The organism is Streptomyces sp. NPDC056144 (assembly GCF_042264145.1).
Classification (GTDB): domain Bacteria; phylum Actinomycetota; class Actinomycetes; order Streptomycetales; family Streptomycetaceae; genus Streptomyces.
This window is the reverse complement of record NZ_JBHJVF010000013.1, coordinates 19,811-44,055: the sequence shown is the minus strand read 5'-3', so window position 1 is coordinate 44,055 and position 24,245 is coordinate 19,811. Positions and strand designations below refer to the sequence as shown.

Annotated in this window: 22 protein-coding genes; 11 read left to right on the top strand and 11 right to left on the bottom strand. The window is 71.0% G+C overall.

Annotation, left to right across the window (positions count from 1 at the left end; translation table 11 throughout):
• Positions 1-83: 83 nt before the first annotated feature.
• From ACFC0Z_RS29545 to ACFC0Z_RS29520, 6 genes are all read left to right on the top strand, one after another.
• Positions 84-2,459, top strand: coding sequence for a bifunctional SulP family inorganic anion transporter/carbonic anhydrase (locus ACFC0Z_RS29545; RefSeq protein WP_376444262.1), 2,376 nt, complete (start codon positions 84-86; stop codon positions 2,457-2,459).
• Positions 2,460-2,692: 233 nt separating this feature from the next.
• A complete protein-coding gene (gene acs / locus ACFC0Z_RS29540; protein WP_376444259.1) occupies positions 2,693-4,648 on the top strand; it encodes an acetate--CoA ligase in 1,956 nt (651 codons plus the stop codon).
• A gap of 207 nt (positions 4,649-4,855) precedes the next feature.
• Positions 4,856-6,250 (top strand): Na+/H+ antiporter NhaA, encoded by a 1,395-nt coding sequence (nhaA, locus tag ACFC0Z_RS29535; RefSeq protein WP_376444256.1) that lies wholly within the window; start codon positions 4,856-4,858, stop codon positions 6,248-6,250.
• Positions 6,251-6,285: 35 nt separating this feature from the next.
• Positions 6,286-6,771 (top strand): phage holin family protein, encoded by a 486-nt coding sequence (locus tag ACFC0Z_RS29530; RefSeq protein WP_376444253.1) that lies wholly within the window; start codon positions 6,286-6,288, stop codon positions 6,769-6,771.
• Entirely contained in the window at positions 6,768-7,703 is a 936-nt protein-coding gene (locus tag ACFC0Z_RS29525; protein WP_376444250.1) for an alpha/beta fold hydrolase, read from the top strand. Before ACFC0Z_RS29530 ends, ACFC0Z_RS29525 begins: the two co-directional genes overlap by 4 nt.
• A gap of 166 nt (positions 7,704-7,869) precedes the next feature.
• Positions 7,870-8,079: a hypothetical protein gene (locus tag ACFC0Z_RS29520; RefSeq protein WP_376444247.1), complete on the top strand. Its 210-nt coding sequence runs from the start codon at positions 7,870-7,872 to the stop codon at positions 8,077-8,079.
• Positions 8,080-8,095: 16 nt separating this feature from the next.
• On the opposite strand, the gene ACFC0Z_RS29515 is transcribed toward ACFC0Z_RS29520, so the two are convergent.
• The 3 genes from ACFC0Z_RS29515 to nth form a co-directional block, all read right to left on the bottom strand.
• A complete protein-coding gene (locus ACFC0Z_RS29515) occupies positions 8,096-9,295 on the bottom strand; it encodes a MarP family serine protease (protein WP_376444244.1) in 1,200 nt (399 codons plus the stop codon).
• 57 nt (positions 9,296-9,352) lie between these two features.
• A complete protein-coding gene (locus tag ACFC0Z_RS29510) occupies positions 9,353-10,057 on the bottom strand; it encodes an NUDIX hydrolase (protein ID WP_376444241.1) in 705 nt (234 codons plus the stop codon).
• A gap of 176 nt (positions 10,058-10,233) precedes the next feature.
• Positions 10,234-11,094 carry an endonuclease III gene (nth, locus tag ACFC0Z_RS29505; RefSeq protein ID WP_376444238.1) on the bottom strand — a complete coding sequence of 287 codons (861 nt, stop codon included), beginning with the start codon at positions 11,092-11,094 and terminating at the stop codon, positions 10,234-10,236.
• A 321-nt stretch (positions 11,095-11,415) separates the two neighbouring features.
• Here nth and ACFC0Z_RS29500 point away from each other — a divergent pair, with 321 nt between their 5' ends.
• Positions 11,416-12,090 (top strand): Crp/Fnr family transcriptional regulator, encoded by a 675-nt coding sequence (locus ACFC0Z_RS29500; protein ID WP_015034542.1) that lies wholly within the window; start codon positions 11,416-11,418, stop codon positions 12,088-12,090.
• 88 nt (positions 12,091-12,178) lie between these two features.
• On the opposite strand, the gene ACFC0Z_RS29495 is transcribed toward ACFC0Z_RS29500, so the two are convergent.
• The 5 genes from ACFC0Z_RS29495 to ACFC0Z_RS29475 all read right to left on the bottom strand — a co-directional run bounded on the left by ACFC0Z_RS29495 (position 12,179) and on the right by ACFC0Z_RS29475 (position 15,633).
• Positions 12,179-13,063, bottom strand: a complete 885-nt coding sequence (locus tag ACFC0Z_RS29495) for a prohibitin family protein (protein WP_376444235.1) — start codon at positions 13,061-13,063, stop codon at positions 12,179-12,181.
• Positions 13,064-13,198: 135 nt separating this feature from the next.
• Entirely contained in the window at positions 13,199-14,029 is an 831-nt protein-coding gene (locus tag ACFC0Z_RS29490; RefSeq protein WP_376444232.1) for an MBL fold metallo-hydrolase, read from the bottom strand.
• A complete protein-coding gene (locus ACFC0Z_RS29485; RefSeq protein ID WP_376444230.1) occupies positions 14,026-14,913 on the bottom strand; it encodes an NUDIX hydrolase in 888 nt (295 codons plus the stop codon). The genes ACFC0Z_RS29490 and ACFC0Z_RS29485 overlap by 4 nt, the downstream gene beginning before the upstream one ends.
• 97 nt (positions 14,914-15,010) lie before the next feature.
• Positions 15,011-15,481: a RidA family protein gene (locus tag ACFC0Z_RS29480; RefSeq protein WP_376444227.1), complete on the bottom strand. Its 471-nt coding sequence runs from the start codon at positions 15,479-15,481 to the stop codon at positions 15,011-15,013.
• Positions 15,478-15,633 carry a hypothetical protein gene (locus ACFC0Z_RS29475; protein WP_351785977.1) on the bottom strand — a complete coding sequence of 52 codons (156 nt, stop codon included), beginning with the start codon at positions 15,631-15,633 and terminating at the stop codon, positions 15,478-15,480. Before ACFC0Z_RS29475 ends, ACFC0Z_RS29480 begins: the two co-directional genes overlap by 4 nt.
• Positions 15,634-15,757: 124 nt before the next feature.
• Between ACFC0Z_RS29475 and ACFC0Z_RS29470 the strand changes: the two genes are divergently transcribed.
• Entirely contained in the window at positions 15,758-16,723 is a 966-nt protein-coding gene (locus tag ACFC0Z_RS29470; protein ID WP_376444225.1) for an ArsA family ATPase, read from the top strand.
• Positions 16,724-16,731: 8 nt separating this feature from the next.
• A complete protein-coding gene (locus ACFC0Z_RS29465; RefSeq protein WP_376444609.1) occupies positions 16,732-18,066 on the top strand; it encodes an ArsA family ATPase in 1,335 nt (444 codons plus the stop codon).
• A gap of 26 nt (positions 18,067-18,092) precedes the next feature.
• Here ACFC0Z_RS29465 and ACFC0Z_RS29460 read toward each other — a convergent pair whose 3' ends face one another.
• A complete protein-coding gene (locus ACFC0Z_RS29460) occupies positions 18,093-18,437 on the bottom strand; it encodes a WhiB family transcriptional regulator (protein ID WP_181924596.1) in 345 nt (114 codons plus the stop codon).
• A gap of 496 nt (positions 18,438-18,933) precedes the next feature.
• On the opposite strand from ACFC0Z_RS29460, the gene ACFC0Z_RS29455 reads away from it, so the two are divergent.
• Positions 18,934-19,635: a hypothetical protein gene (locus ACFC0Z_RS29455; RefSeq protein WP_376444223.1), complete on the top strand. Its 702-nt coding sequence runs from the start codon at positions 18,934-18,936 to the stop codon at positions 19,633-19,635.
• A 5-nt stretch (positions 19,636-19,640) separates the two neighbouring features.
• Here the strand turns inward: ACFC0Z_RS29455 and ACFC0Z_RS29450 are convergent, their stop codons facing one another.
• On the bottom strand, positions 19,641-20,879 hold the full coding sequence (locus tag ACFC0Z_RS29450; protein WP_376444220.1) for an IS110 family transposase: 1,239 nt from the start codon (positions 20,877-20,879) through the stop codon (positions 19,641-19,643).
• Between the two features lie 585 nt (positions 20,880-21,464).
• Here ACFC0Z_RS29450 and ACFC0Z_RS29445 point away from each other — a divergent pair.
• Positions 21,465-23,705, top strand: a complete 2,241-nt coding sequence (locus ACFC0Z_RS29445) for a transglycosylase domain-containing protein (RefSeq protein ID WP_376444217.1) — start codon at positions 21,465-21,467, stop codon at positions 23,703-23,705.
• Between the two features lie 66 nt (positions 23,706-23,771).
• Here ACFC0Z_RS29445 and ACFC0Z_RS29440 read toward each other — a convergent pair whose 3' ends face one another.
• Entirely contained in the window at positions 23,772-24,236 is a 465-nt protein-coding gene (locus ACFC0Z_RS29440; RefSeq protein WP_376444215.1) for a GatB/YqeY domain-containing protein, read from the bottom strand.
• Positions 24,237-24,245: the final 9 nt, after the last annotated feature.

The window sequence follows — 24,245 nt, the reverse complement described above, 5'->3', positions numbered from 1 at the left end:
TTTACCGAGAGTTAGCTCTTCGGTGTCCCCGCCGCATCACCCCGCACGAGCCGCGACCGCGCTGCCCCGGAGGAGACGGGAACATGACCCTCTGCACCCCCGCCCGCACGACCACCCGGCCCCGAGTCCAGCGGCCCCACAGCCCGCCGGACGGACCGCGCCGCTTCCGCATCGCCGGCGCGGACCTCTCCGCCTCGGTCGCCGTCTTCCTGATCGCCCTGCCCCTCTCCCTGGGCATCGCGCTCGCCACCGGAGCCCCGCTCCAGTCCGGCCTGGTCGCCGCCGCCGTCGGCGGCATCGTCGCCGGCCGGTTCGGCGGCGCCCCGCTCCAGGTGAGCGGACCCGCCGCCGGTCTCACCGTCGTGACCGCCGAGCTCATCCAGCGCTACGGCTGGCGCACCACCTGCGCCATCACCGTCCTCGCCGGATTCACCCAACTCGCCCTGTCCGCCCTGCGCGTGGCCCGCTCGGCCCTCGCGGTCTCCCCCGCGATCGTGCACGGCATGCTGGCCGGCATCGGCGTCACCATCGCCCTCGCCCAGCTCCACATCGTGCTCGGCGGCACCCCGCAGAGCTCGGCCGTGGCCAACGCCCTGGGCCTGCCCGCCCAGTTGGCGCACGCCCAGCCGGCCGCGCTCGCCATCAGCGCTCTCACGGTGGCCGTCCTGCTCGGCTGGCCGAGACTGCCCGGCCGGGCCGGGCGCCTCGCCCGGAAGCTGCCGGCCGCGCTCGTCGCGGTGGTGGGGGCGACGGCGGTGGCGGCGTTCGCCGGGCTCGCCGTGCCCCGCGTCGACCTGCCGTCCTGGAGCAGCCACGCCCTGCCGGGGCTGCCCGAGGGCCCGGTGCTCGGCATCGCGGCCGGCGTGCTCACGATCACGCTGGTCACGAGCGTGCAGTCGCTGCTCTCCGCCGTCGCCGTCGACAAGCTCGTCGCCGCCCGCGAGGACCGCGGCGCCGGGGTCCCGCGCGCGGACCTCGACCGCGAACTCGCCGGTCAGGGCGCGGCAAACGTCGTCTCCGGCGTGCTCGGCGGCCTCCCGGTCGCCGGTGTCGCGGTCCGCAGCGTCGCCAACGTCTCGGCCGGCGCCGTGAGCCGTACGTCCACGATGCTGCACGGCCTGTGGGTCGTGCTCGCGGCCCTGCTGCTCACGCCGGCCCTCGACCTGATCCCGCTGCCCGCGCTCGCCGCCCTCGTCATGGTCGTCGGCGTCCAGATGGTCAGCATCACCCACATCCGCAGCGTCACGCGTCACCGCGAGGTCGTCGTGTACGCGGTGACCCTGACCGGCGTCACCCTGATCGGCATCCTGGAGGGGGTCGCCCTCGGCATCGCCGTGGCCATCGCGGTCGCCCTGCACCGGCTCGCCCGGACCCGGATCACCCGCGAGGAGCGCGACGGGCACCAACTCCTGCGCGTCCGCGGCCAGCTGACCTTCCTCGCCGTCCCCCGGCTCAGCAGGGCGCTGCACCAACTGCCCCAGGGTTCCCACGTGGTGGTCGAGCTGGACGGCTCGTTCATGGACCACGCGGCCTACGAGACGCTGAGCGACTGGACCAGCGGGCACATCGCCCACGGCGGCACGGTCGAGACGACCAACCCCTCCGGTGTCCGCATCGCCGAGCCCGCCACCTCCGCCGACACGGCCTCGGCCGCCGCCTCGCACGCCTGCTGCCGCCCCTGGACGCCCTGGCACAACCACCAGTGCGGGGAACCGGTCGCCGAGCGGCCCGAGAGCGAGGCGCCCGCCCAGGCCGCGGGGCTCCGCCTGGCCAGCGGCATCGGCAAGTTCCAGCGGAACACGGCCCCGCTCGTCAGGGACGAGCTGGCCCGGCTCGCCCGGGAGGGCCAGCGCCCCTCGCAGCTCTTCCTGACCTGTGCCGACTCCCGCCTGGTCACCAGCATGATCACCTCAAGCGGCCCCGGCGACCTGTTCACCGTGCGGAACGTCGGCAACCTCGTCCCCCTCCCCGGCGAGGAGAGCGGCGACGACTCGGTCGCGGCCGCGATCGAGTACGCCGTGGACGTCCTGCGGGTCGAGTCCATCACCGTCTGCGGCCACTCCGGCTGCGGCGCGATGCAGGCCCTGCTGGGCAGTGGCCCGGAGGACCTGACGGCGCCCCGGACCCCGCTGCGCCGCTGGCTGCGCCACGGCCGGCCCAGCCTGGAGCGGATGGCGAGCAGAAGACACGCCTGGGCCCGGATCTCCGGGCGGCTGCCGGCCGACGCCGTCGAGCAGCTCTGCCTGACCAACGTGGTCCAGCAGCTGGAGCACCTGCGGGCGTACGAGTCGGTGGCGCGCCGTCTCGCCGACGGCAGCCTCACGCTGCACGGCGTGTACTTCCACGTGGGCGAGGCGCAGGCGTACCTGCTCTCGGGCACGGACGAGGTGCACAGCTACGACGACGTCTTCACGCAGGTCCTGCCCTCGGAGCACCGGGAGACGGCCCGCGCGTCCTGAGCCGGAGGCGCGGCACCGCGTGTGCTGAACCTTCGGATCCTCCCGCCCGTGAGACTGTGTGGCCCCTTCTCCCGCCCCCCGGGAAGGAGGGGCCACCGCATGTCGGACGACTCGCCGGTCGGAACACAGGTCTAAACCAATTACCCGGTTGCTCTTGTCACCCGGGCCTTCGACTGGTGAGCTATGACGCGGGACACATACGCACAGAGGACGCCCTGGGAAAGGGAGATGTCGTGAGCAACGAATCCTTGGCCAACCTGCTCAAGGAAGAGCGGCGATTCGCGCCGCCCGCCGAGCTGGCCGCGGACGCCAATGTGACGGCGGAGGCGTACGAGCAGGCCAAGGCTGACCGGCTGGGCTTCTGGGCCGAGCAGGCCAAGCGGCTGAGTTGGGCCACCGAGCCGACCGAGACACTCGACTGGTCGAACCCGCCGTTCGCCAAGTGGTTCGCGGACGGCGAGCTGAACGTGGCGTACAACTGCGTCGACCGGCACGTCGAGGCCGGGAACGGCGACCGGGTCGCCATCCACTTCGAGGGCGAGCCGGGCGACAGCCGCGCGATCACCTACGCCGAGCTCAAGGACGAGGTCTCCAAGGCCGCCAACGCCCTGACCGAGCTGGGCGTCCGCGCGGGCGACCGCGTCGCCGTCTACCTGCCGATGATCCCCGAGGCGGCCGTCACCATGCTGGCCTGCGCCCGCATCGGCGCCGCCCACTCGGTGGTCTTCGGCGGCTTCTCGGCCGACGCCGTGGCCTCCCGTATCCAGGACGCCGACGCCAAGGTGGTCGTCACCGCCGACGGCGGCTACCGCCGCGGCAAGCCGAGCGCGCTGAAGCCGGCCATCGACGAGGCCGTCGCCAAGTGCCCGCAGGTCGAGCACGTCCTCGTGGTCCGCCGTACGGGCCAGGAGACCGCCTTCACCGAGGGCCGCGACGTCTGGTGGGACGACATCGTCACCCGCCAGTCCGCCGAGCACACCCCGGAGGCCTTCCCGGCCGAGCACCCGCTCTTCATCCTCTACACCTCGGGGACGACGGGTAAGCCGAAGGGCATCCTGCACACCTCCGGCGGCTACCTGACCCAGGCCGCGTACACGCACCACGCCGTCTTCGACCTCAAGCCGGAGACCGACGTCTACTGGTGCACCGCCGACATCGGCTGGGTCACCGGCCACTCGTACATCGTCTACGGCCCGCTGGCCAACGGCGCGACGCAGGTCATGTACGAGGGCACCCCGGACACCCCGCACCAGGGCCGGGTCTTCGAGATCGTGCAGAAGTACGGCGTCACCATCCTCTACACGGCGCCGACGCTGATCCGCACGTTCATGAAGTGGGGCGACGACATCCCCGCGAAGTTCGACCTCACCAGCCTCCGCGTGCTGGGTTCGGTCGGCGAGCCGATCAACCCCGAGGCCTGGATCTGGTACCGCGAGCACATCGGCGCGAACAAGTGTCCGATCGTGGACACCTGGTGGCAGACCGAGACCGGCGCGATGATGCTCTCGCCGCTGCCGGGCGTCACCGAGACCAAGCCGGGCTCCGCCCAGCGCGCCCTGCCGGGCATCTCCGCGACCGTCGTCGACGACGAGGCCCAGGAGGTCCCGAACGGCGGCGGCGGTTACCTGGTCCTCACCGAGCCGTGGCCGTCGATGCTCCGTACCATCTGGGGCGACGACCAGCGCTACATCGACACGTACTGGTCCCGCTTCGAGGGCAAGTACTTCGCCGGTGACGGCGCGAAGAAGGACGAGGACGGCGACATCTGGCTGCTCGGCCGCGTCGACGACGTCATGCTCGTCTCGGGCCACAACATCTCCACCACCGAGGTCGAGTCGGCGCTCGTCTCGCACCCGGCCGTCGCCGAGGCGGCCGTCGTCGGCGCCGCCGACGAGACGACCGGTCAGGCCATCGTCGCCTTCGTCATCCTGCGCGGCACGGCGACCAACGACGAGAACCTCGTCGCCGAGCTCCGCAACCACGTCGGCGCGACCCTCGGCCCGATCGCCAAGCCGAAGCGGATCCTGCCGGTGGCGGAGCTGCCGAAGACCCGCTCGGGCAAGATCATGCGCCGTCTGCTGCGTGACGTGGCGGAGAACCGGGAGCTGGGCGACGTCACCACGCTGACCGACTCCTCGGTCATGTCGCTCATCCAGACGCAGCTCCCGGCCGCGTCCAGCGAGGACTGACAGCCCCCGCCGCAGGCATTCGTCCCGTCGACCGAGTCGGCGGGACGAATGCTGCATATCTCCATAAAGTGAACCTCGCCGGACACATCCCGGGGCTCGTTAGGTAAAGTAAGGACCGCGTCAAGGACGCGACAGGAAAACCTAAGGTGCGCCGGGAAGTCTGGTCGGCATGTGCTTCGCCCTGCCCACCTGACGGAGGTTCCCCACGTGTCCGCGCCATCCCCGACCGACCGCAAGTTCCTCGGCCGGCTCTCGCTCCCCGAGCACCGCTACGTCGCCGACGCCCTGCGCACCGAGACCGTCGGCGGTGTCCTGCTCCTCGTCGCCGCCGTCGCCGCACTCGTCTGGGCGAACACCTTCGGGGAAAGTTACGACTCCGTCAGCGGCTTCCACATAGGCCCGGCCGCCCTCGGACTCGACCTCTCCATCCAGCACTGGGCCGCCGACGGCCTGCTCGCGATCTTCTTCTTCGTCGCCGGCATCGAGCTCAAGCGCGAGCTCGTCGCGGGCGAGCTCCGCGACCCCAAGGCCGCCGCGCTCCCCGTCATCGCCGCCCTCTGCGGCATGGCCGCGCCCGCCCTCGTCTACGTCCTGGTCAACACGGTCGGCAACGGCTCCATGGACGGCTGGGCCGTCCCCACCGCGACCGACATCGCCTTCGCGCTGGCCGTCCTCGCCGTCATCGGCACCTCGCTGCCGTCCGCGCTCCGCGCCTTCCTGCTCACCCTCGCCGTCGTCGACGACCTCTTCGCGATCCTGATCATCGCGATCTTCTTCACCAGCGACCTGAACTTCGCGGCCCTCGGCGGCGCCGTCGCCGGCCTCGTCCTCTTCTGGTTCCTGCTCCGCAAGGAAGTCCGCGGCTGGTACGTGTACGTGCCGCTGGCCCTGGTCATCTGGGCCCTCATGTACAACAGCGGCGTCCACGCCACCATCGCCGGCGTCGCCATGGGCCTGATGCTGCGCTGCACCACCCGCGAGGGCGAGGAGCACTCCCCCGGCGAGCACATCGAGCACCTCGTCCGCCCGATCTCGGCCGGCCTCGCCGTGCCGCTCTTCGCGCTCTTCTCCGCCGGCGTCACCGTCACCGGCGGCGCGATCCGCGACGTCTTCACCCAGCCCGTCACCCTCGGCGTCGTCCTCGGCCTCGTCGTCGGCAAGGCCGTCGGCATCTTCGGCGGCACCTGGCTCGCGGCCCGCTTCACCAAGGCCGAGCTCAACCCCGACCTGCGCTGGCCCGACGTCTTCGCCGTCGCCACCCTCGCCGGCATCGGCTTCACCGTCTCGCTCCTCATCGGCGAACTCGCCTTCGCCGGCGACGAGCGGCTCACCGACGAGGTGAAGGCCGCCGTCCTCATCGGCTCGCTCGTCGCGGCCCTCCTCGCCTCCGTCCTGCTGAAGATGCGGGTCCGCCACTACCAGGCGCTCATCGCCGAGGAGGAGCGCGACGAGGACGAGGACGGCATCCCCGACGTCTACGAGGAGCACACGCCGGAGTACCACCTCCGGATGGCCGAGATCCACGAACGGAAGGCGGCCGAACACCGCGAGCGCGCCCAACTGGCGGGGGCATCGCGCGACGGGGCCGACCGTCCGGCATGATCTGACTCGACCACAGAAGAGAAAAGGGAGCAGCGATGAGCGACCCGTTCGACGGAACCGAGCGCAGCCTCGGCCAGCTGGTCGCCTCGGCGACCGCCGAGATGTCGGCGCTGGTGCACGACGAGATCGCCCTGGCCAAGGCCGAGATCCGGCAGGACGTCAAGCGCGGGGCGATCGGCAGCGCGGCGGGCATCACGGCAGCCGTCGTGCTGTTGTTCTCGCTGCCGATGCTGAGCTTCGCGCTCGCCTACGGCATCAACAGCTGGACCGGCGGGCACAACGGCGAGGGCGGCTGGAACCTGGCCTGGTGCTTCCTGCTCTCCTTCGCCGCGAACGTGCTGATCGCGGTCCTCCTCGGCGTCGTCGCGTACGCCAAGTTCCGCAAGGTGAAGCCGCCGGAGAAGTCCATCGCCTCCGCCAAGCAGACGGCCGCCGTGCTCTCCACCGTGAAGCCGCACCCGCGTCCCGAGCCGGCCACGACGCAGGACAAGGCCGCCGCTGTGGCACGCTCGTCCGTATGACCCTCCCCGAGAGCAGCAGCGGCAACGGCGGGCCCGTACGGCTCGACGGGCCGTGGACCCACCGCGACGTGGCCGCCAACGGCGCCCGCTTCCACATCGCCGAGATGGGTGACGGCCCGCTGGTGCTGCTCCTGCACGGCTTCCCGCAGTTCTGGTGGACCTGGCGCCACCAGCTGCCCGCCCTCGCGGAGGCCGGCTTCCGGGCCGTCGCGATGGACCTGCGCGGGGTCGGCGGCAGCGACCGCACGCCCCGGGGTTACGACCCCGCCAACCTGGCCCTCGACATCACCGGCGTCATCCGCTCGCTCGGCGAGCCGGACGCGGCGCTCGTCGGCCACGACCTGGGCGGCTACCTCGCCTGGACGGCGGCCGTCATGCGGCCGAAGCTGGTCCGCCGCCTGGTCGTCTCCTCGATGCCGCACCCGCGCCGCTGGCGCTCGGCGATGCTCGCCGACTTCGCCCAGTCGCGGGCCGGCTCGCACATCTGGGGTTTCCAGCGGCCGTGGCTGCCGGAGCGTCAGCTCGTCGCGGACGACGCGGCGCTCGTCGGCGACCTGATCCAGGACTGGTCGGGGCCGCGCCCCGCCGACGAGGAGGCGATCGAGGTGTACCGGCGGGCGATGCTGGTCCCCTCGACCGCGCACTGCTCGATCGAGCCGTACCGCTGGATGGTGCGCTCGCTGGCCCGCCCGGACGGCATCCAGTTCAACCGCCGCATGAAGCGGCCCGTACGGGTCCCCACGCTGCATCTGCACGGCTCGCTGGACCCGGTGATGCGGACGCGCAGCGCGGCCGGATCGGGCGAGTACGTGGAGGCTCCGTACCGCTGGCGGCTCTTCGACGGCCTCGGGCACTTCCCCCACGAGGAGGACCCGGCGGCCTTCACGACCGAGCTCGTCAACTGGCTGAAGGACCCCGAGCCGGATCGCTGACGGTCCGTACGGTGCCCGATGACGCCCCGTGAGCCAGGCGCTGACGGTCACTCAATCCCCCTGAGGGCGTACAGGCGTCCCTCGAACGGCCATGTGCCCGGCGCATACTCCAATTGGCGGGCCCCCGGGCGGTTACCGACCTTGGGCCACGGGCAGACGTCGGAGTATGGGCTGGACGCACGACTACGAGACGACCGCACGCAACCGCCGCTCGGCCGGGGGGCCTGCCTCCCGCGAGAGGGGCGGCCCGCAGGAGCAGGGCCGGGTGCACGCCGTGCAGGGGGTGGGCATCCCCGCGCAGGGGGTGGGGATCTCGCGCATCCTGCGCCGCCGGGCCCGCTGGGTCTCGGCCCGCCTCCGCCATCCCCGGGACTGAGCGCCCCCTACGGGCTCTACAGGGCGCAGCCCTGGGTGTCGACCTGCTGGTTGGCGGTCAGGCCGCGCTCGATGTCGGGACGGATCTCGTCGACCGTCAGGGCGTAGCCGGTGTTCGCGTCGTCGAGGGAGCGGGCGAAGATCACGCCGTACACCTTTCCGTCCTCGGTGAGGAGCGGGCCGCCGGAGTTGCCCTGGCGGACCGTCGCGTACAGCGAGTAGACGTCCCTGCGCACCTCGTCGCGACCGTAGATGTCGGGGCCCTTCGCGCTGATACGGCCCCGCACGCGCGCCGAGCGCACGTCGTACGAACCGTTCTCCGGGAAGCCGGCCACGATCGCGCCGTCGCCGCTGTGGGCGTCCTCCTCGGTGAAGGCGAGCGGGGTGGCGTCGAGCGCCGGGACGTCGAGGACGGCGATGTCGCGCTGCCAGTCGTAGAGGACGACCTTGGCGTCGTAGAGCTTGCCCTCGCCGCCTATCTGGACGGTCGGCTCGTCGACCCCGCCGACGACGTGGGCGTTGGTCATGACCCTGCGGTCCGAGAAGACGAAGCCGGTGCCTTCGAGGACCTTGCCGCAGCTCTGCGCCGTGCCGACGACCTTCACGATGGAGCGCTGCGCGAGGTCGGCGACCGGGCTGTCGGCGAGCTTCGGGTCGGGCGGCAGGACCTGCGTGATCGGCTCGTTGGCGAAGGGGCTGAAGACCGGCGGGAAGCCGCTGCGGGCCAGGGTGGAGCTGAAGTCGCCGAACCAGCGTGAGGCCTGATCCGGCATCACCTGCTCCACGCCGAGGAGCACCTTGGAGTTCCGCACCTCCTTGCCCAGGGTGGGCAGGGACGTACGGGCGAGGGCGGAGCCGATCAGCCAGGCGACGAGCAGCATCGCCACGACGTTCACCAGGGCGCCGCCGGTGGCGTCCAGGGCGCGGGCGGGCGAGCGGGTGATGTGCCGGCGGAGCTTGTTGCCGAGGTGCGTGGTGCAGGCCTGTCCGACGGAGGCGGCGACGATGACGATCATCACGAAGATGATCGTCGCCGTGGTCGAGACCTCGCTGTGGTCGGTCAGCTGGTCCCAGAGGATCGGGAGCAGCAGCACGGCCGCGAGCCCGCCGCCGAGGAAGCCGATCACCGACAGGATGCCGACCACGAATCCCTGGCGATACCCGATGACGGCGAACCACACGGCGGCGAGCAGCAGCAGGATGTCCAGCACGTTCACCGTGGTTAGCCTCGCAGATTCGTTCCGTCGCCTCGTTCGCCCCGAAGGGTCAGCCTGTCATGACCGCCAGTCGAGTGGGACCTGCTTGCCCCGGTCCCACGGGCGCTCCCAACCCGCGAAGTGCAGAAGTCTGTCAATCACACCGGCCGTGAAACCCCAGACCAGAGCGGACGCGACGAGGAACGCGGGGCCCGCGTGACCGCTCGGATGGACCGCCATCGCACGGTTCGCCGGATCCGTGAGATCCGCCACGGGGACCGTGAAGACACGGGCGGTCTCGGCGGGGTCGACGACCCCGACCGGGCTGGGGGCGCGCCACCAGCCGAGGACCGGGGTGACGACGAAGCCGCTGACCGGGATGTAGAGCCGGGGCAGGACGCCGAAGATCTGGACGCCGGACGGGTCGAGCCCGGTCTCCTCCTCGGCCTCGCGGAGGGCGGCGCGCAGCAGACCGCCGTCCGCCGGGTCGCCGTCCTCGGGGTCGAGGGCGCCGCCGGGGAAGGAGGGCTGTCCCGCGTGCGAGCGGAGGCTGCCCGCGCGCTCCATGAGGAGCAGCTCGGGACCGCGCTCCCCCGCGCCGAAGAGGACGAGGACGGCGGACTGGCGGCCCGCGCCGCTCGCGGGCGGCAGGAAGCGGCTCAGCTGCTCGGGCGCGACCGTGCGGGCGGCCCGGTCGACGGGCGCGAGCCAGTCGGGCAGACCGGAGCGGTCGAGGAGACCGCCGCCGTTTCCGTGATCAAGGTCTTCGTCAGTGCGCGTCATAGACACCCCGTGTTTCCCAACGCGATCGGTGGACCGGTTCGTTCCCTGGACGCGGTCGAGGGCGCGAGGGCCGGAGGGCTCCCGAGGCCGGAAGGCCGAAAGCCGGAGGGCTCCCGAGGCCGGAAGGCCCGAAAGCCGGAAGGCCCGAAGGCCTGAGTGCTCAGCGGCCGGAGGGCTCAGCCGCTCGCCCCGAGCGGCGGTGCCGGGCGGCCCGGGTAGCCCGGCGGCGGGTTGAGACGCTGGCCGGGGAAGCCGCCCTTCTCGTACTTCAGGAGCTTCTTCGCCTTCTCCGGGTCCGTCTCGCCCTCGCCGTACGACGGGCAGAGGTGGGTGATCGGGCAGGCGCCGCAGGCGGGCTTGCGGGCGTGGCAGATCCGGCGGCCGTGGAAGATCACCCGGTGCGAGAGCATCGTCCACTCGCTCTTCGGGAAGATCTCGGCGATCTCGGCCTCGATCTTGACCGGGTCCTCCTGCTCGGTCCACTTCCAGCGCCTGACCAGGCGCATGAAGTGGGTGTCGACGGTGATGCCGGGGACCCCGAAGGCGTTCCCGAGGACGACGAACGCGGTCTTGCGGCCCACGCCGGGCAGCTTGACCAGGTCCTCCAGGCGGCCGGGGACCTCCCCGCCGAAGTCGTCCCTGAGGGCCGCGGCGAGGCCCATGATCGACTTGGTCTTGGCCCGGAAGAAGCCGGTCGGGCGGATGATCTCCTCGACCTCCTCGGGGACGGCCGCCGCGAGGTCCTCGGGGGTCGGGTACGCCGCGAAGAGGGCCGGGGTGGTCTGGTTCACCCGCAGGTCGGTGGTCTGCGCGGAGAGGACGGTCGCCACGAGCAGCTCGAAGGGGTTCCGGAAGTCGAGCTCCGGATGGGCGTACGGGTAGACCTCGGCGAGCTCGCGGTTGATCTTGCGCGCCCGCCGGACCATGGCGAGCCGCGACTCGGGCTTCGGCGTCTTCGCGGTCGGCTTCGCGGCCGGGCTCGCGGTCGGCTTCGGAGAGGCCTTCGCCGACGCCTTCGCGGGAGCCTTCGCCGACACCTTCGAAACCGCCTTCGGCTTCCGATTTGTCGCTTTCACCCGTTTCGACACGCCGTGTTCGCCCACAGCGGAATCAGCTTCTTCCGGCACTCTTCCGACCCCCTTGGCCTGTGCTCTCACCGGCGAGTTGGACACCCGGTCAGCCTAGGGGCCACCGGTGACATCCGCCTCAGGCATGGCCGAGGGGGCCCCAATCGGGCCCCTGCCGTACGCACCGGTAGCCAAGTGCGTCAAACTTGTTGTGATTGATCGCACTGTTTTGTGCGTCCGGCATCATGGGACTCAGGTCCTTTGAGCAGGTCGACAGTATGGAGAGAACTCGTGGACGACGTTCTGCGGCGCGCCCCGCTCTTCGCGGCGCTCGATGACGAGCAGGCCGCCGAGCTGCGCGCCTCGATGAGTGAGGCGACGCTCGCCCGTGGCGACGCGCTGTTCCACGAGGGCGACCCCGGTGACCGCCTGTACGTGGTCACCGAAGGCAAGGTGAAGCTGCACCGCACCTCCCCCGACGGCCGCGAGAACATGCTGGCGGTCCTCGGCCCCGGCGAGCTCATCGGCGAGCTGTCCCTCTTCGACCCGGGCCCGCGCACCGCGACCGCGACGGCGCTGACCGAGGTCAAGCTGCTCGGCCTCGGCCACGGCGACCTCCAGCCCTGGCTGAACGCCCGCCCCGAGGTGGCCACCGCGCTGCTCCGCGCCGTCGCCCGCCGCCTCCGCAAGACCAACGACCAGATGTCCGACCTGGTCTTCTCCGACGTCCCGGGCCGTGTCGCCCGCGCGCTCCTCGACCTGTCGCGCCGCTTCGGCGTGCAGTCGGAGGAGGGCATCCACGTCGTCCACGACCTCACCCAGGAAGAGCTGGCCCAGCTGGTCGGCGCCTCCCGCGAGACGGTCAACAAGGCGCTCGCCGACTTCGCCCAGCGCGGCTGGCTGCGTCTGGAGGCCCGCGCGGTGATCCTCCTCGACGTGGAGCGCCTCGCGAAGCGCTCGCGCTAGTACCTCCTCCGTACCCCCTGGGGCGTACGGGAAAGGCCGCCCGGTCCGATGGACCCGGGCGGCCTTTCGCGTACCCACGCCTCCGGGGTCAGCGCTTCGTGCCGTCCACGATCACGGGGGCGGAGCCGGAGTTCCCGCAGGGCACCGCGTAGACCGGGTTCTTCGCGGCGGCCTCCTTGAACGCGTCGATGCACTGGTTCATGAGGACCTTGTCGGTCAGCGAGTCGTTGAGGATCTTGTTGGCGCGGGCGATGCCCTCCGCCTCGATGCGACGCCGGTCGGCCTCCGCCTTGGCCGTACGGGAGGCCTCGGTGGCCCGCTCGGTGGCCTGCTGCTGCTGGATCTTGCGGTCGATCTGGCCCTGGAGGGCCTCCGAGGGCTTCACGTTCCGCAGGTTGACCGTGGTGACGTCGATGCCGCGCGGGGCCAGGCGCTGCTTGATCAGGGCGCCGATCTCGGCGTTGATCTCCTCGCGGTCGGAGGCGTACCCCTGCTCGCTCGTGTAGCGGGCGAAGACGTTCCGAACGATCTCCCGGCTGTCGGGGAAGACGAGCCGCTGCTGGATGGCGTCCTCGCTGCCCGCGAGCTTGTAGAGCTCGACGGACTTCGACGGGACGACGGCCCACTTCACCGTCACCTCGGCGTACATGACACCGCCCTGCGAGGAGCGGACCTCGACCACGTCCTTGTCGGAGAGGTTGAGGTCGACCGGGCGGGTCGAGAAGGTCGTGACGTCGGTGAACGGGGACTTCACGTGCATGCCCGAGGTCATCGGCGAGCCCACCTTGCCGAAGGCGACCGGCACGCCGACCTCGTACGCGCTGATCACGTACGTCATGCTCGCGACCAGCGAGAACAGGCCGGCGAGCGCCGCGCCGAGGGCGCCGAACCTCAGGCCCTTGGAGCCGGTGGCGCGACCGACGAAGAAGAGCACCACTGCGGCGATCACCAGCAGGATGGCTATGAAGAACACGGATTCCCCCGATGGAGAGCTATGGCCGGATGTAGGCGGAGCGTAAGACATCGGGGAAGACCCCGAGGTTCCCGGGGTCGGATAAATGGACTTGATGATTCCGGTAAGCCGACCCACCATCAGGCCGACCCACCGTCAGGCCAGGCCGCGCTCCCGCAGGTACTCCAGCTGCGCCCGTACGGACAGCTCGGCCGCCGGCCACAGGGAGCGGTCCACGTCCGCGTACACGTGCGCGACGACCTCGGACGCCGTCCGGTAGCCGGCCGCGACCGCCGTCTCGACCTGCGCCAGGCGGCTCGCGCGGTGGGCGAGGTAGAACTCCACGGCCCCCTGGGCGTCCTCCAGGACCGGCCCGTGCCCCGGCAGGACCGTGTGCACGCCGTCGTCGACCGTGAGCGAGCGCAGCCGCCGCAGCGAGTCCAGGTACTCGCCGAGCCGCCCGTCCGGGTGCGCGACCATCGTCGTCCCGCGCCCCAGGATCGTGTCGCCGGTCAGCACCGCCCGGTCGGCCGGCAGGTGGAAGGAGAGCGAGTCGGAGGTGTGGCCGGGCGTCGGGACGACCCGCAGCTCCAGGCCGCCGACCGCCAGTACGTCCCCCGCGCCGAGCCCCTCGTCACCGAGGCGGAGCGCCGGGTCCAGGGCCCGTACGGCCGTCCTCGTCAGCTCGGCGAAGCGGCCGGCGCCCTCGGCATGGTCCGGGTGACCGTGGGTCAGCAGGGTCAGCGCGACCCGCTTGCCCAGCCGCTCGGCGGTGTCGACCACCTGCCGCAGGTGGCCCTCGTCGAGCGGCCCGGGGTCGACGACGACGGCGAGGTCGGAGCCGGGCTCGGAGAGCAGCCAGGTGTTGGTGCCGTCGAGCGTCATCGCGGAGGGGTTCGGCGCCAGGACGTTCACGGCGCGGGCGGTCGCGGGCCCGGAGGAGACGGTTCCGCGCGGCTGGCCGGGGAGGGCGGCTGCGTCGCTCATCGTCCGCCCCCGAGCCCCGTCCCGATCGAGATGATCTTGGTGAACTCCTCGTGCCCGGGCCAGCTGAGCACCAGTTCGTCGCCCTCCAGTCGCGCCTGCGCCAGTACGGGGGCCATGTCCTGGTCCCGCGCCGCCGCGAGCACCTCGGCGGCCGTGCCGTACGGCTCCAGGGTCCGCAGCGTCGAGATCGTCGGCGGCATCATCGTCAGCTCGCCCCGGTCGTAGCCCGCGGCGGCCTCGGCCGGGCGGATCCAGACCGTGCGGTCCGCCTCGCCCGACACGTCCCGGGTGCGCTGGCCCGCCGGGAGGGCGGCCACGAAGAACCAGGTGTCGTACCGCCGCTGCTCGAACTCGGGGGTGATCCAGCGGGCCCACGCGCCGAGCAGGTCGGAGCGCAGGACGAGCCCGCGGCGGTCGAGGAAGTCGGCGAAGGACAGCTCGCGGGCGACGAGCGCCTCGCGGTCCCGCTCCCAGTCCTCGCCGGTGGTGTCGCCGACCACGGTGTCCGCGGCCTCCCCGGCGAGCAGGACGCCCGCCTCCTCGAAGGTCTCCCGCACGGCGGCGCAGACCACGGCCTGGGCCTGGGCGGGGTCGTCGAGGCCGAGCCGCTCCGCCCAGCTCTCCAGGGACGGGCCGGCCCAGCGCACCGGCTGCTCGTCGCGCGGATCGACGCCGCCGCCGGGGTAGGCGTACGCGCCGCCCGCGAAGGCCATGGAGGTGCGGCGGCGCAGCATGTGGACGTCGGGCCCGGCGGCCCCGTCCCGCAGGAGGAGGACGGTGGCGGCGCGCCGGGGGCTCACGGGGGTGAGCTCGCCGGCGGCGAGGGCGCGGATCCGGTCGGGCCACTCCGGCGGGTACCACTGGCCGTTCGTCTGCTTCGACATGGGCGGATGCTATGCGCAAGCACCGGAATGCACGAGAGCCGATCCTCCCGGGAGGGGAGAACCGGCTCCACGCGTGCGCGTACGGGCTGTGCCGGGCTCAGGCCTCGGTCAGCTCGACCTGGACCTCGACCTCGACCGGCGCGTCGAGCGGCAGCACGGCCACGCCGACGGCGCTGCGCGCGTGCACGCCCTTGTCGCCGAGGACGGCGCCGAGCAGCTCGCTGGCGCCGTTGATGACGGCGGGCTGGCCGGTGAAGTCGGAGGCGGAGGCGACGAAGCCCACGACCTTCACGACGCGCTTGATGCGGTCCAGGTCACCGGCGACGGACTTCACGGCCGCGAGCGCGTTCAGCGCGCAGCGGGCGGCGAGCTCCTTGGCCTCCTCCGCGGTGACCTCGGCGCCGACCTTGCCGGTCGTCGGAAGCTGGCCGTCCACCATCGGGAGCTGGCCCGAGGTGTAGACGTACACGCCGGACTGCACGGCCGGCTGGTACGAGGCCAGCGGCGGCACGACGTCGGGCAGGGTCAGTCCGAGTTCGGCGAGCTTCGCCTCCACGGCCCCGCTCACGACTTGGCCCGCTTCAGGTAGGCCACGAGCTGCTCGGGGTTCGGCCCGGGCACGACCTGGACGAGCTCCCAGCCGTCCTCGCCCCAGGTGTCCAGAATCTGCTTCGTCGCGTGCACCAGAAGCGGCACCGTGACGTACTCCCACTTGGTCATGGGACCGACTGTATCCGCTGTGGCCGAGGTCGCTCCTCGAGGCCGTCCCCGAGGCTTCCCCTAGGGAGCTTCTCCGGGGCGGCCTGCTGATTGCCGGACGCCGCCAGTGGTTAGGCTCGACAACGTGAGCAGGCTCCAGGTCGTCAGTGGCAAGGGCGGTACCGGTAAGACGACGGTCGCCGCCGCCCTCGCCCTCGCCCTCGCGACGGAGGGGAAGCGGACGCTCCTCGTCGAGGTCGAAGGCAGACAGGGCATCGCACAGCTCTTCGAGACGGAGGCGTTGCCGTACGAGGAGCGCAAGATCGCCGTCGCACCGGGCGGCGGCGAGGTGTACGCGCTGGCGATCGACGCCGAGCGCGCACTCCTCGACTACCTCCAGATGTTCTACAAACTGGGCAGCGCGGGACGGGCCCTGAAGAAACTCGGCGCGATCGACTTCGCGACGACGATCGCCCCGGGGGTCCGTGACGTCCTGCTGACCGGCAAGGCGTGCGAGGCGGTGCGGCGCCGGGAGAAGCACGGCGGCCACACCTACGACCACGTGATCATGGACGCGCCGCCCACGGGCCGCATCACCCGCTTCCTCAACGTCAACGACGAGGTGGCGGGCCTGGCCAGGATCGGCCCGATACACCACCAGGCACAGGCCGTCATGCGGGTCCTCAAGTCCCCCGAGACGGCGGTCCACCTGGTGACGCTCCTGGAGGAGATGCCGGTCCAGGAGACGGCGGACGGCATCGCGGAGCTCCGCGCCGCCGAACTGCCGGTGGGACGGGTCGTGGTGAACATGGTCCGCCCGCACGTCCTCGACGAGGAGGCGGTACGGGCCGCCTCCGGCGACCACCGGGACGCGGTCGCGCGGAGCCTGGCCTCCGTCGGCCTGGCGGACGCCGCCCTGCTCGTCGACCCGCTCCTCGGCCAGGCGGCCGAGCACGCCCGGCGGGTGGAGCTGGAGCGGGAGCAGCGGGCGGTCCTGGCGGGCATCGGCGTCCCGTCGTACGAGCTGCCCTACCTGGGGGACGGCGGGGACATCGCGGGGATCTACCGGCTGGCGAAGGAACTGCGGAAGCAAGGGGTGGGCGAGGCGTGACGCAGCAAGTGACGGACGACGCCGACACGGCGCCGGGCACTCCCGTGCCAGGCCTCGACCTCGATCTCGACGCGCTCCTCGACGACCGGGGCACCCGCATCATCGTCTGCTGCGGCTCCGGGGGCGTCGGCAAGACGACCACGGCGGCGGCGCTGGGCGTGCGGGCGGCGGAGCGCGGGCGGCGGGTGGTCGTGCTGACCATCGACCCGGCGCGCCGGCTCGCCCAGTCGATGGGCATCGACTCGCTCGACAACACGCCCCGCAAGGTGGACGGGATCAAGGGATCCGACGGCGGCGAACTGCACGCCATGATGCTCGACATGAAGCGGACCTTCGACGAGATCGTCGAGGCGCACGCGGACGCCGAGCGGGCCCGGGCGATCCTGGAGAACCCCTTCTACCAGTCCCTGTCGGCCGGTTTCGCCGGTACGCAGGAGTACATGGCGATGGAGAAGCTGGGCCAGCTCAGGGCGCGCGACGAGTGGGACCTGATCGTCGTCGACACTCCCCCGTCCCGCTCCGCCCTGGACTTCCTCGACGCGCCGAAGCGGCTCGGTTCGTTCCTCGACGGGAAGCTCATCAAGCTGCTCATGGCCCCGGCGAAGGCGGGCGGCCGGGCCGGGATGAAGTTCCTCAACGTCGGCATGTCGATGATGACGGGGACGCTCGGAAAGCTGCTGGGCGGTCAGTTCCTCAAGGACGTCCAGACCTTCGTGGCGGCGATGGACACGATGTTCGGCGGGTTCCGCACCCGCGCCGACGCCACGTACCGGCTGCTCCAGGCGCCGGGCACGGCCTTCCTCGTCGTCGCCACGCCGGAGCCCGACGCGCTGCGCGAGGCCGCGTACTTCGTGGAGCGGCTCGCCGCCGAGGGGATGCCCCTGGCGGGTCTCGTCCTCAACCGTGTCCACGGCAGCGAAGCGGCCGGCCTGTCGGCCGAGCGGGCGCGGGCCGCCGCGGAAAATCTTGAGGCGGGGCGCATGACGGATCCGGGGGGCGGGAAGACTGTCCGCGACTCAGGTCGGGACTCCGACCTCGCCACCGCCGCCGCACTTTCCGGATCTTCCGCGCACTCCGCATCTTCCGCGCCCGAGGCTGCCCCCACAGCCGAAGAGCAAGAAGCAGCACAAGACGTACGACATCTCACCGCCGGACTCCTCCGCCTGCATGCCGAGCGCATGCGGGTGTTGGCGCGTGAGCAGCGCACGCGGGACGGTTTCACCGCGCGCCACCCCGAGGTGGCGGTCGTCGAGGTGGCCGCCCTGCCCGGCGATGTGCACGACCTCGCCGGGCTGCGGGCCATAGGCGACCGGCTCACGGCCGGTCGCGCGCGTCGCGTCTGACCCGGCTGCGTCCGGCCCGACCGCGACTAGCCGACCGCCGCGTATGCCTCGTACGTCGCGTCGTCGTCGATCGCGACGGGCAGCAGGCCCGCGCCGCGCTCGTACTCGGTGCGCGCGGTCTCCAGGAGCCGACGCCACGAGGTGACGGTCGGCCGGCGGCGCAGCAGGGCGCGGCGCTCGCGCTCCGTCATGCCGCCCCACACGCCGAACTCCACGCGGTTGTCGAGGGCGTCCGCCAGGCACTCGGTCCGCACCGGGCATCCGGTACACACCGCCTTGGCCCTGTTCTGCGCCGCTCCCTGCACGAAAAGTTCATCCGGATCGGTAGTGCGGCAGGCCGCCTGCGCACTCCAGTCAGCTACCCAGCCCATACCGGCGCCGTCCTCTCCCGAATCGAGGCTCCCCCACGGCGGTAGCGGCATATTCACCGCTGCCAGTTGGGACGTTACGGAAGGCGGGCACAGCGCAACACCCCCTTCGGGCCCAATCTTGAATGGCCCGAACGGACTATGCGTACGCGTCAGATCACCCAGGGGAGTGATCGAAGGACATGTGCGTGATAAAGGACATAGCTCGCGGATATGCCCTTCCTCGTCGGCCCTACTCCGGGCATCGAGTGACGCATGATTCGGAAACGGACACGAGCTTCCCGTGTTTCGGGGTCACGGGAATTCATGCCGATGTCACGCACGGGTCTTGATGCGAGACCACACTGCTGTGACAGTTGTGAGCAGCTTAGGCCAAGGCATATACGCGTGTCCGGCGAATGAGAACGTAGACACCTCACGTTGCTATGCCGTCAAGCCGGACGGCTCTGAGGGCCGGGGTCTTCGAACAGCCCCGACCGGGCTTGGAGAGAATCCCGGCATGGTGATGGCACGGCACTGGTACTCCTCGTCGCCCGTCGTGGACGGGCACCCGCTCCTGGATGAGCCGGGCTTCTGGCCTGCGTACTTGGCGGACCTGGCCGAGGGGTTCGCGCCGGAGGCCTTCGGATCGGACGCGGGCGACGCGGAGGCCGTGCTGGACACGCTCCACGACCCGTCGGCATGGCCCATGTTCACGGTGCCGCTGGCCGGCGGCTTCGCGATCGTCGTGCACTTCAACAGCGGCGAGGAGTTCACGACCACGGACTACTTCCTCACGCATGCCGACTGGAGCCAGGACCTCGTCCTGGCCAGCGACGATCAGGACCGCATCGGCCCCGGGCTGTGCTGGCCCGAGCTCGCCGCCCTGCTGGAGGCACCACCGGGTGCGGCATGCGTCACCGACCCTCACGCCCGTCTCCTCCTTCTTCTGCCTGTTCTCGGCGACGCAGCGGTTTCGGAGGAGGCCGTGACGGCGGTGGTCGAGGCTCTGGTCGCTCAGGGTGCGCCAGCGGCGAGCGAGGGGTTGGCCAGACAGCTGCTTCAGGAGCACCCCATGTGGGGCGCCGAGGAGTGGTGGTTCGACGATGACGAGCGGAGCTGGCTCTGCGAGGGCGATTACAGCTCTCGCAAAGTCCCGCTGGGCGACCACCTGCCACCCCAACAGCGAGCCGCCCTTGAGGCCTGCCTCGCTCCCCGCTGACCGGATCAAGCTGCGGTGACAGCGGCCTCGGTGGGAGGGGCCCCGAAGGCGAGCGACTCGTCGTAGGTCCTGCCCGGCTTCAGGCAGTGGTAGAGCTGTCCGATCATGCGGTTGAAGAGATTGCGCTGGGCGGCGGCGTGCCAGTCCCCGGCCTCGCGGCGACGCCGGTAGTGGGTGCCAGCCCCGGGCGAATGCCGCAGGGCGGCGAACGCCCAGAGGTAGCCGGAGTGGTTGAGCCGGTCGTTCTTCACCCAGCGTCTGGTGATGGCGGACTTCTTGCCGGAGGCGCGGGTGATGGGTGAGGAGCCGGCGTAGGCCTTGAGGCCGCGGGCGTCGGCGAAGCGGGTGCGGTCGTCGCCGATCTCGGCCAGGACGCGGGCGGCGAGCTGGATGCCGAGGCCGGGGAAGCTCAGCAGGATCTCGGCGTCGGGGTGCTGCGGGAATGCCTCTTCGACCGCTTCGGCGAGCTGGTCGGCGGCGGTGCAGGCGGCATCCAGCTGGATGAGGAGGGCGAGCATCTGCTTGCCGAGCGCCTCCTCGACCAGTGGCGGCTGGTGGGCCCACTCGGCGCGGAAGACTTCGCGGAGGCGGTCGGCCTCGGCTTCGATGCCGCGCTGGCGGCCGGCGCGCTTGAGCGCGGCCTGGATCTGGGTGCGGGTCAGCCGTGCAGCCCGCGTGGGGGTCGGGGCGGTCTTGAGGAGTTCACGGGCCTCGGGCCTGCACAGGCCGTTGGCCCAGGCGGCGAAGGCGGCCAGGGCGGCGGGGTAGTACTCGCGCAGCAGGGAACGGAGCTGGTTGGCGAGCTGTTGCCGGTTCCACAGAGAGTCCTGCTGAGCGCGGGCCAGGACGGCGATTGCGCGGCCGAGGTCGGAGTCGTCGGGCAGGGGCCGGTGGGCGTGCATGTCGGTTCGGAGGATGTTAGCCAGGACCAGGGCGTCGCCTGGGTCGGATTTCTTGCGCGAGACGCTGTGTCGGTCGCGGTAGCGGGCGGCGGCCATCGGGTTGATCGCGAACACCTTCCGCGTGCCGGTCCGCAGCACCGCGACGAGCAGGCCGCGGGAGGTCTCGATCGCGACCGGGATCGGGTTCTCGGCGGTGTCGCCGTACTCGGCGAGCAGTTCCAGCAGGACTTTGTAGCCGGCCGCGTCGTCGCTGATGTGGCGCTTGGCGAGCAGCTGGCCGGTGTCGTCGACCAGGGCGACGTCGTGGGTGCGTTCCGCCCAGTCGATTCCGCAGTAGATCAAGATTCCCTCCCCAGAGTTCGGTATTTGCGCTGGTCACGAGCGCATGCGGGCCACGCAGCGACCTAATCCCAGGCCTCGACCGCGTTGCGGTCGGGCCGCCACCTCACTAGCCGTTCGTGGCACCAGCGCATCCCACGGGCCTCGGTCTATACGAGAGCTCAGACGGCTCGGGCATATCGAGAGGTCACCGTGCGGTGGGCTCGCACCACCAACAGCAACGAATGATCAAGTCGGCAGGTGTTGACGCATGACGGCCCTGGACGCCGCCGCTCTGGTAGGAGGCCTCAAGGCCCGGCGTGCATAAGGCATCCGTCCAGCACCGACATACGCCAACACTCCTCGATGGTGGTGGCGGCCACGGAGACGCCGAGCGTCGCCGCTCTGCATCGAGACATCACGGTCCGGTCTGGCGAAGGCATCCGCCCGGCGCCCACGTGACCGCCACCACTCGCACCAGACCGCGAACCGATCTACGTTGAGGCCTTGACGGCCCGACTGCACCTGGATGTCACGGTCTGGTACTCGAACGCTCCGAGAAGCCCCTGCTCCTGCGGATCGCTCATAACTACGGATTAGGCTGCCCCCATGCCAAAGAAGCGCTCGGGCGGTGGTCTGACCGGGACCCAGCAGGCCGCCAAGTTCCTCGGTGTCAGTGTGCTCTCCGGAGCCGTGCTGGCGGGTATCGCCCTGCCCGCGGCCGGTGCGCTCGGACTGGCCGCCAAGGGCACGGTGGAAGGGTTCGACGAGATCCCCTCCAATCTGAAGACACCGCCGCTGAGTCAGCGCACCACGATTCTCGACGCCGAGGGCGGACTGATCGCCACGGTGTACTCCCGGGACCGGAAGGTCGTCCCGCTGGAGAAGATCTCCCCGTACATGCAGAAGGCGATCGTCGCGATCGAGGACGGCCGCTTCTACGAGCACGGGGCGATCGACCTCAAGGGCGTGCTGCGCGCGATCAACAAGAACGCGCAGTCCGGCGGAGTCTCCGAGGGCGCGTCCACGCTGACCCAGCAGTACGTGAAGAACGTCTTCGTCGAGGAGGCGGGCGACGACCCGGAGAAGGTCGCGCAGGCCACCCAGCAGACCATCGGCCGCAAGGTCCGCGAGCTGAAGTACGCGATCCAGGTCGAGGAGGAGCTGGGCAAGAAGAAGATCCTGGAGAACTACCTCAACATCACGTTCTTCGGGCAGCAGGCGTACGGCATCGAGGCCGCGTCCCAGCGGTACTTCTCCAAGCACGCCGCCGACCTGAGCCTCGGCGAGGCCGCGATGATGGCCGGGCTCGTGCAGTCCCCGAGCCGTTACGACCCCATCAACGACATCCAGGAAGCCACCAAGCGCCGCAACGTGGTCCTCCAGCGGATGGCCGACGTGAAGGACATCAGCCAGGCGGAGGCCGACAAGGCGAAGGCCGCGCCGCTGAAGCTGAAGGTCAAGACGCCGAAGAACGGCTGCATCACCGCCGTCGACGGCGCCGGCTTCTTCTGCGACTACGTCCGCAAGACGATCCTCAGCGACCCGGTCTTCGGCAAGACGGCCGAGGAGCGCACGAAGCTGTGGAACCTCGGTGGTCTCACCATCAGGACCACGCTCGACCCGCGCGCCCAGGCCGCCGCCAACGAGGCCGCCGTCGCGAAGATCAACAAGGACGACCCGGTCGCCGCCTCCGTCGTGCAGGTCCAGCCGAAGACCGGCCGCATCCTGTCGATGGGTCAGTCCCGCCCGTACGGCCTGGACCAGAAGCAGCACCAGACCACGCTCAACCTCGCCGTCGGCAGCAGGATGGGCGGCACGACGTACGGCTTCCAGGTCGGCTCGACCTTCAAGCCGATCACGGCCGCGGCGGCTCTGGAGAAGGGCATCAGCCCGGCGCAGAGCTTCGACACGCCGTGGAAGATCACCATCCCGGAGGAGGACTACACCCGCTGCGACGGGAAGCCCGCCGGGTACGCCGACTGGGAGATCGGAAACGAGCTCGAGTCGGAAAAGGGCATGTACGACATGACGAGTGCCCTCGGGAAGTCCATCAACACGTACTTCGCCAAGCTGGAGCAGATGGCCGGCCTGTGCGAGACGCTGACGATGGCAAAGAACGTCGGCTACGAGCGCGAGCTGGGCAAGCCCATCAAGCAGAGCCCCTCCGTCACGCTCGGCGCCGTCGAGAGCACCCCGCTCGACATGGCCTCCGCCTACGCGACCTTCGCCAACCGGGGCGTGTACTGCACGCCGGTCGCCATCGAGTCGATCAAGGCGGCCAACGGCGACAAGCTGAACGTGCCGCAGACCAAGTGCTCGCGGGCGATGAGCGACCGCACGGCCGACGTGATCAACCAGATGCTGAAGGGCGTCGTCGAGGACGGCACCGGTACCCGGGCCGGCCTCAGCGACCGCGACAACGCGGGCAAGACCGGTACGACCAACGACCGCAAGGACGCCTGGTTCGTCGGCTACACCCCGAACCTCTCCACCGCCGTCTGGGTCGGTGACGACGTCGGCGAGAAGAAGTCGATGTACGACCTCACCATCGGTGGCGAGTACTACGACAAGGTCTGCGGTGGCTGCCTCCCCGGCCCCATCTGGCGGATCGCGATGACCGGCGCCCTCGACGCCTCCGAGACTCCGGGCTTCAACACCGTCCCCGTACCGCGGGCGAAGCCCAAGGAGAAGCCGAAGGACAAGGGCGACGACAAGCCGGGCAAGCGGGGCGACGACAAGCCGGGCGACACGAAGCCCCCGGCCGACGCCGACCCGATCGGCGGGATCACGCTCCCGCCGGACCTGCTCGGCGGCGGGCACGGCAAGCCCCGCGGCGGAAACCGCTGACGGAACGCACACGAGAAGGGCGCCCCACCGAACGGTGGGGCGCCCTTTCCGCTGTCCTTCTCCGGGTCAGCCCGCGAGCAGCTTCTTCACGGAGGCGGCGACACGCCCGCCGTCGGCCTGGCCGGCCACCTTCGGGTTCACGATCTTCATGACGGCGCCCATGGCCCGCGGCCCCTCGGCGCCCGCCGCCTTCGCCTCCTCGACGGCCGCCGCGACGATCCCGTCGAGCTCCTCGTCGCTGAGCTGCTTCGGCAGGTACGCGTCCAGGAGGACGCCCTCCGCCTTCTCGCGCTCCGCCGACTCGTGCCGGCCGCCCTGGGCGAAGGCGTCCGCGGCCTCGCGGCGCTTCTTCGCCTCCTTGGCGATCACCTTCTGCACCTCGTCGTCGGAGAGTTCGCGCTTCGTCTTGCCCGCGACCTCCTCCTTCTGGATCGCGGTGATGGTCAGCCGCAGGGTCGAGGAGCGGAGTTCGTCGCGCTCCCTGATCGCGGTGTTGAGGTCGGCCTGGAGCTTCTCCTTGAGCGTGGTCATGGGGACAAG

What these genes read in the sequence shown, in the direction of transcription:
- ACFC0Z_RS29545 (WP_376444262.1), top strand. Translation starts at nt 84, where the DNA reads ATGACCCTCTGCACCCCCGCCCGCACGACCACCCGGCCCCGAGTCCAG.
- ACFC0Z_RS29530 (WP_376444253.1), top strand. Translation starts at nt 6,286, where the DNA reads ATGAGCGACCCGTTCGACGGAACCGAGCGCAGCCTCGGCCAGCTGGTC.
- ACFC0Z_RS29525 (WP_376444250.1), top strand. Translation starts at nt 6,768, where the DNA reads ATGACCCTCCCCGAGAGCAGCAGCGGCAACGGCGGGCCCGTACGGCTC.
- ACFC0Z_RS29520 (WP_376444247.1), top strand. Translation starts at nt 7,870, where the DNA reads ATGGGCTGGACGCACGACTACGAGACGACCGCACGCAACCGCCGCTCG.
- ACFC0Z_RS29510 (WP_376444241.1), bottom strand. Translation starts at nt 10,057, where the DNA reads ATGACGCGCACTGACGAAGACCTTGATCACGGAAACGGCGGCGGTCTC.
- ACFC0Z_RS29490 (WP_376444232.1), bottom strand. Translation starts at nt 14,029, where the DNA reads ATGAGCGACGCAGCCGCCCTCCCCGGCCAGCCGCGCGGAACCGTCTCC.
- ACFC0Z_RS29485 (WP_376444230.1), bottom strand. Translation starts at nt 14,913, where the DNA reads ATGTCGAAGCAGACGAACGGCCAGTGGTACCCGCCGGAGTGGCCCGAC.
- ACFC0Z_RS29475 (WP_351785977.1), bottom strand. Translation starts at nt 15,633, where the DNA reads ATGACCAAGTGGGAGTACGTCACGGTGCCGCTTCTGGTGCACGCGACG.
- ACFC0Z_RS29460 (WP_181924596.1), bottom strand. Translation starts at nt 18,437, where the DNA reads ATGGGCTGGGTAGCTGACTGGAGTGCGCAGGCGGCCTGCCGCACTACC.
- ACFC0Z_RS29455 (WP_376444223.1), top strand. Translation starts at nt 18,934, where the DNA reads ATGGTGATGGCACGGCACTGGTACTCCTCGTCGCCCGTCGTGGACGGG.
- ACFC0Z_RS29445 (WP_376444217.1), top strand. Translation starts at nt 21,465, where the DNA reads ATGCCAAAGAAGCGCTCGGGCGGTGGTCTGACCGGGACCCAGCAGGCC.
- ACFC0Z_RS29440 (WP_376444215.1), bottom strand. Translation starts at nt 24,236, where the DNA reads ATGACCACGCTCAAGGAGAAGCTCCAGGCCGACCTCAACACCGCGATC.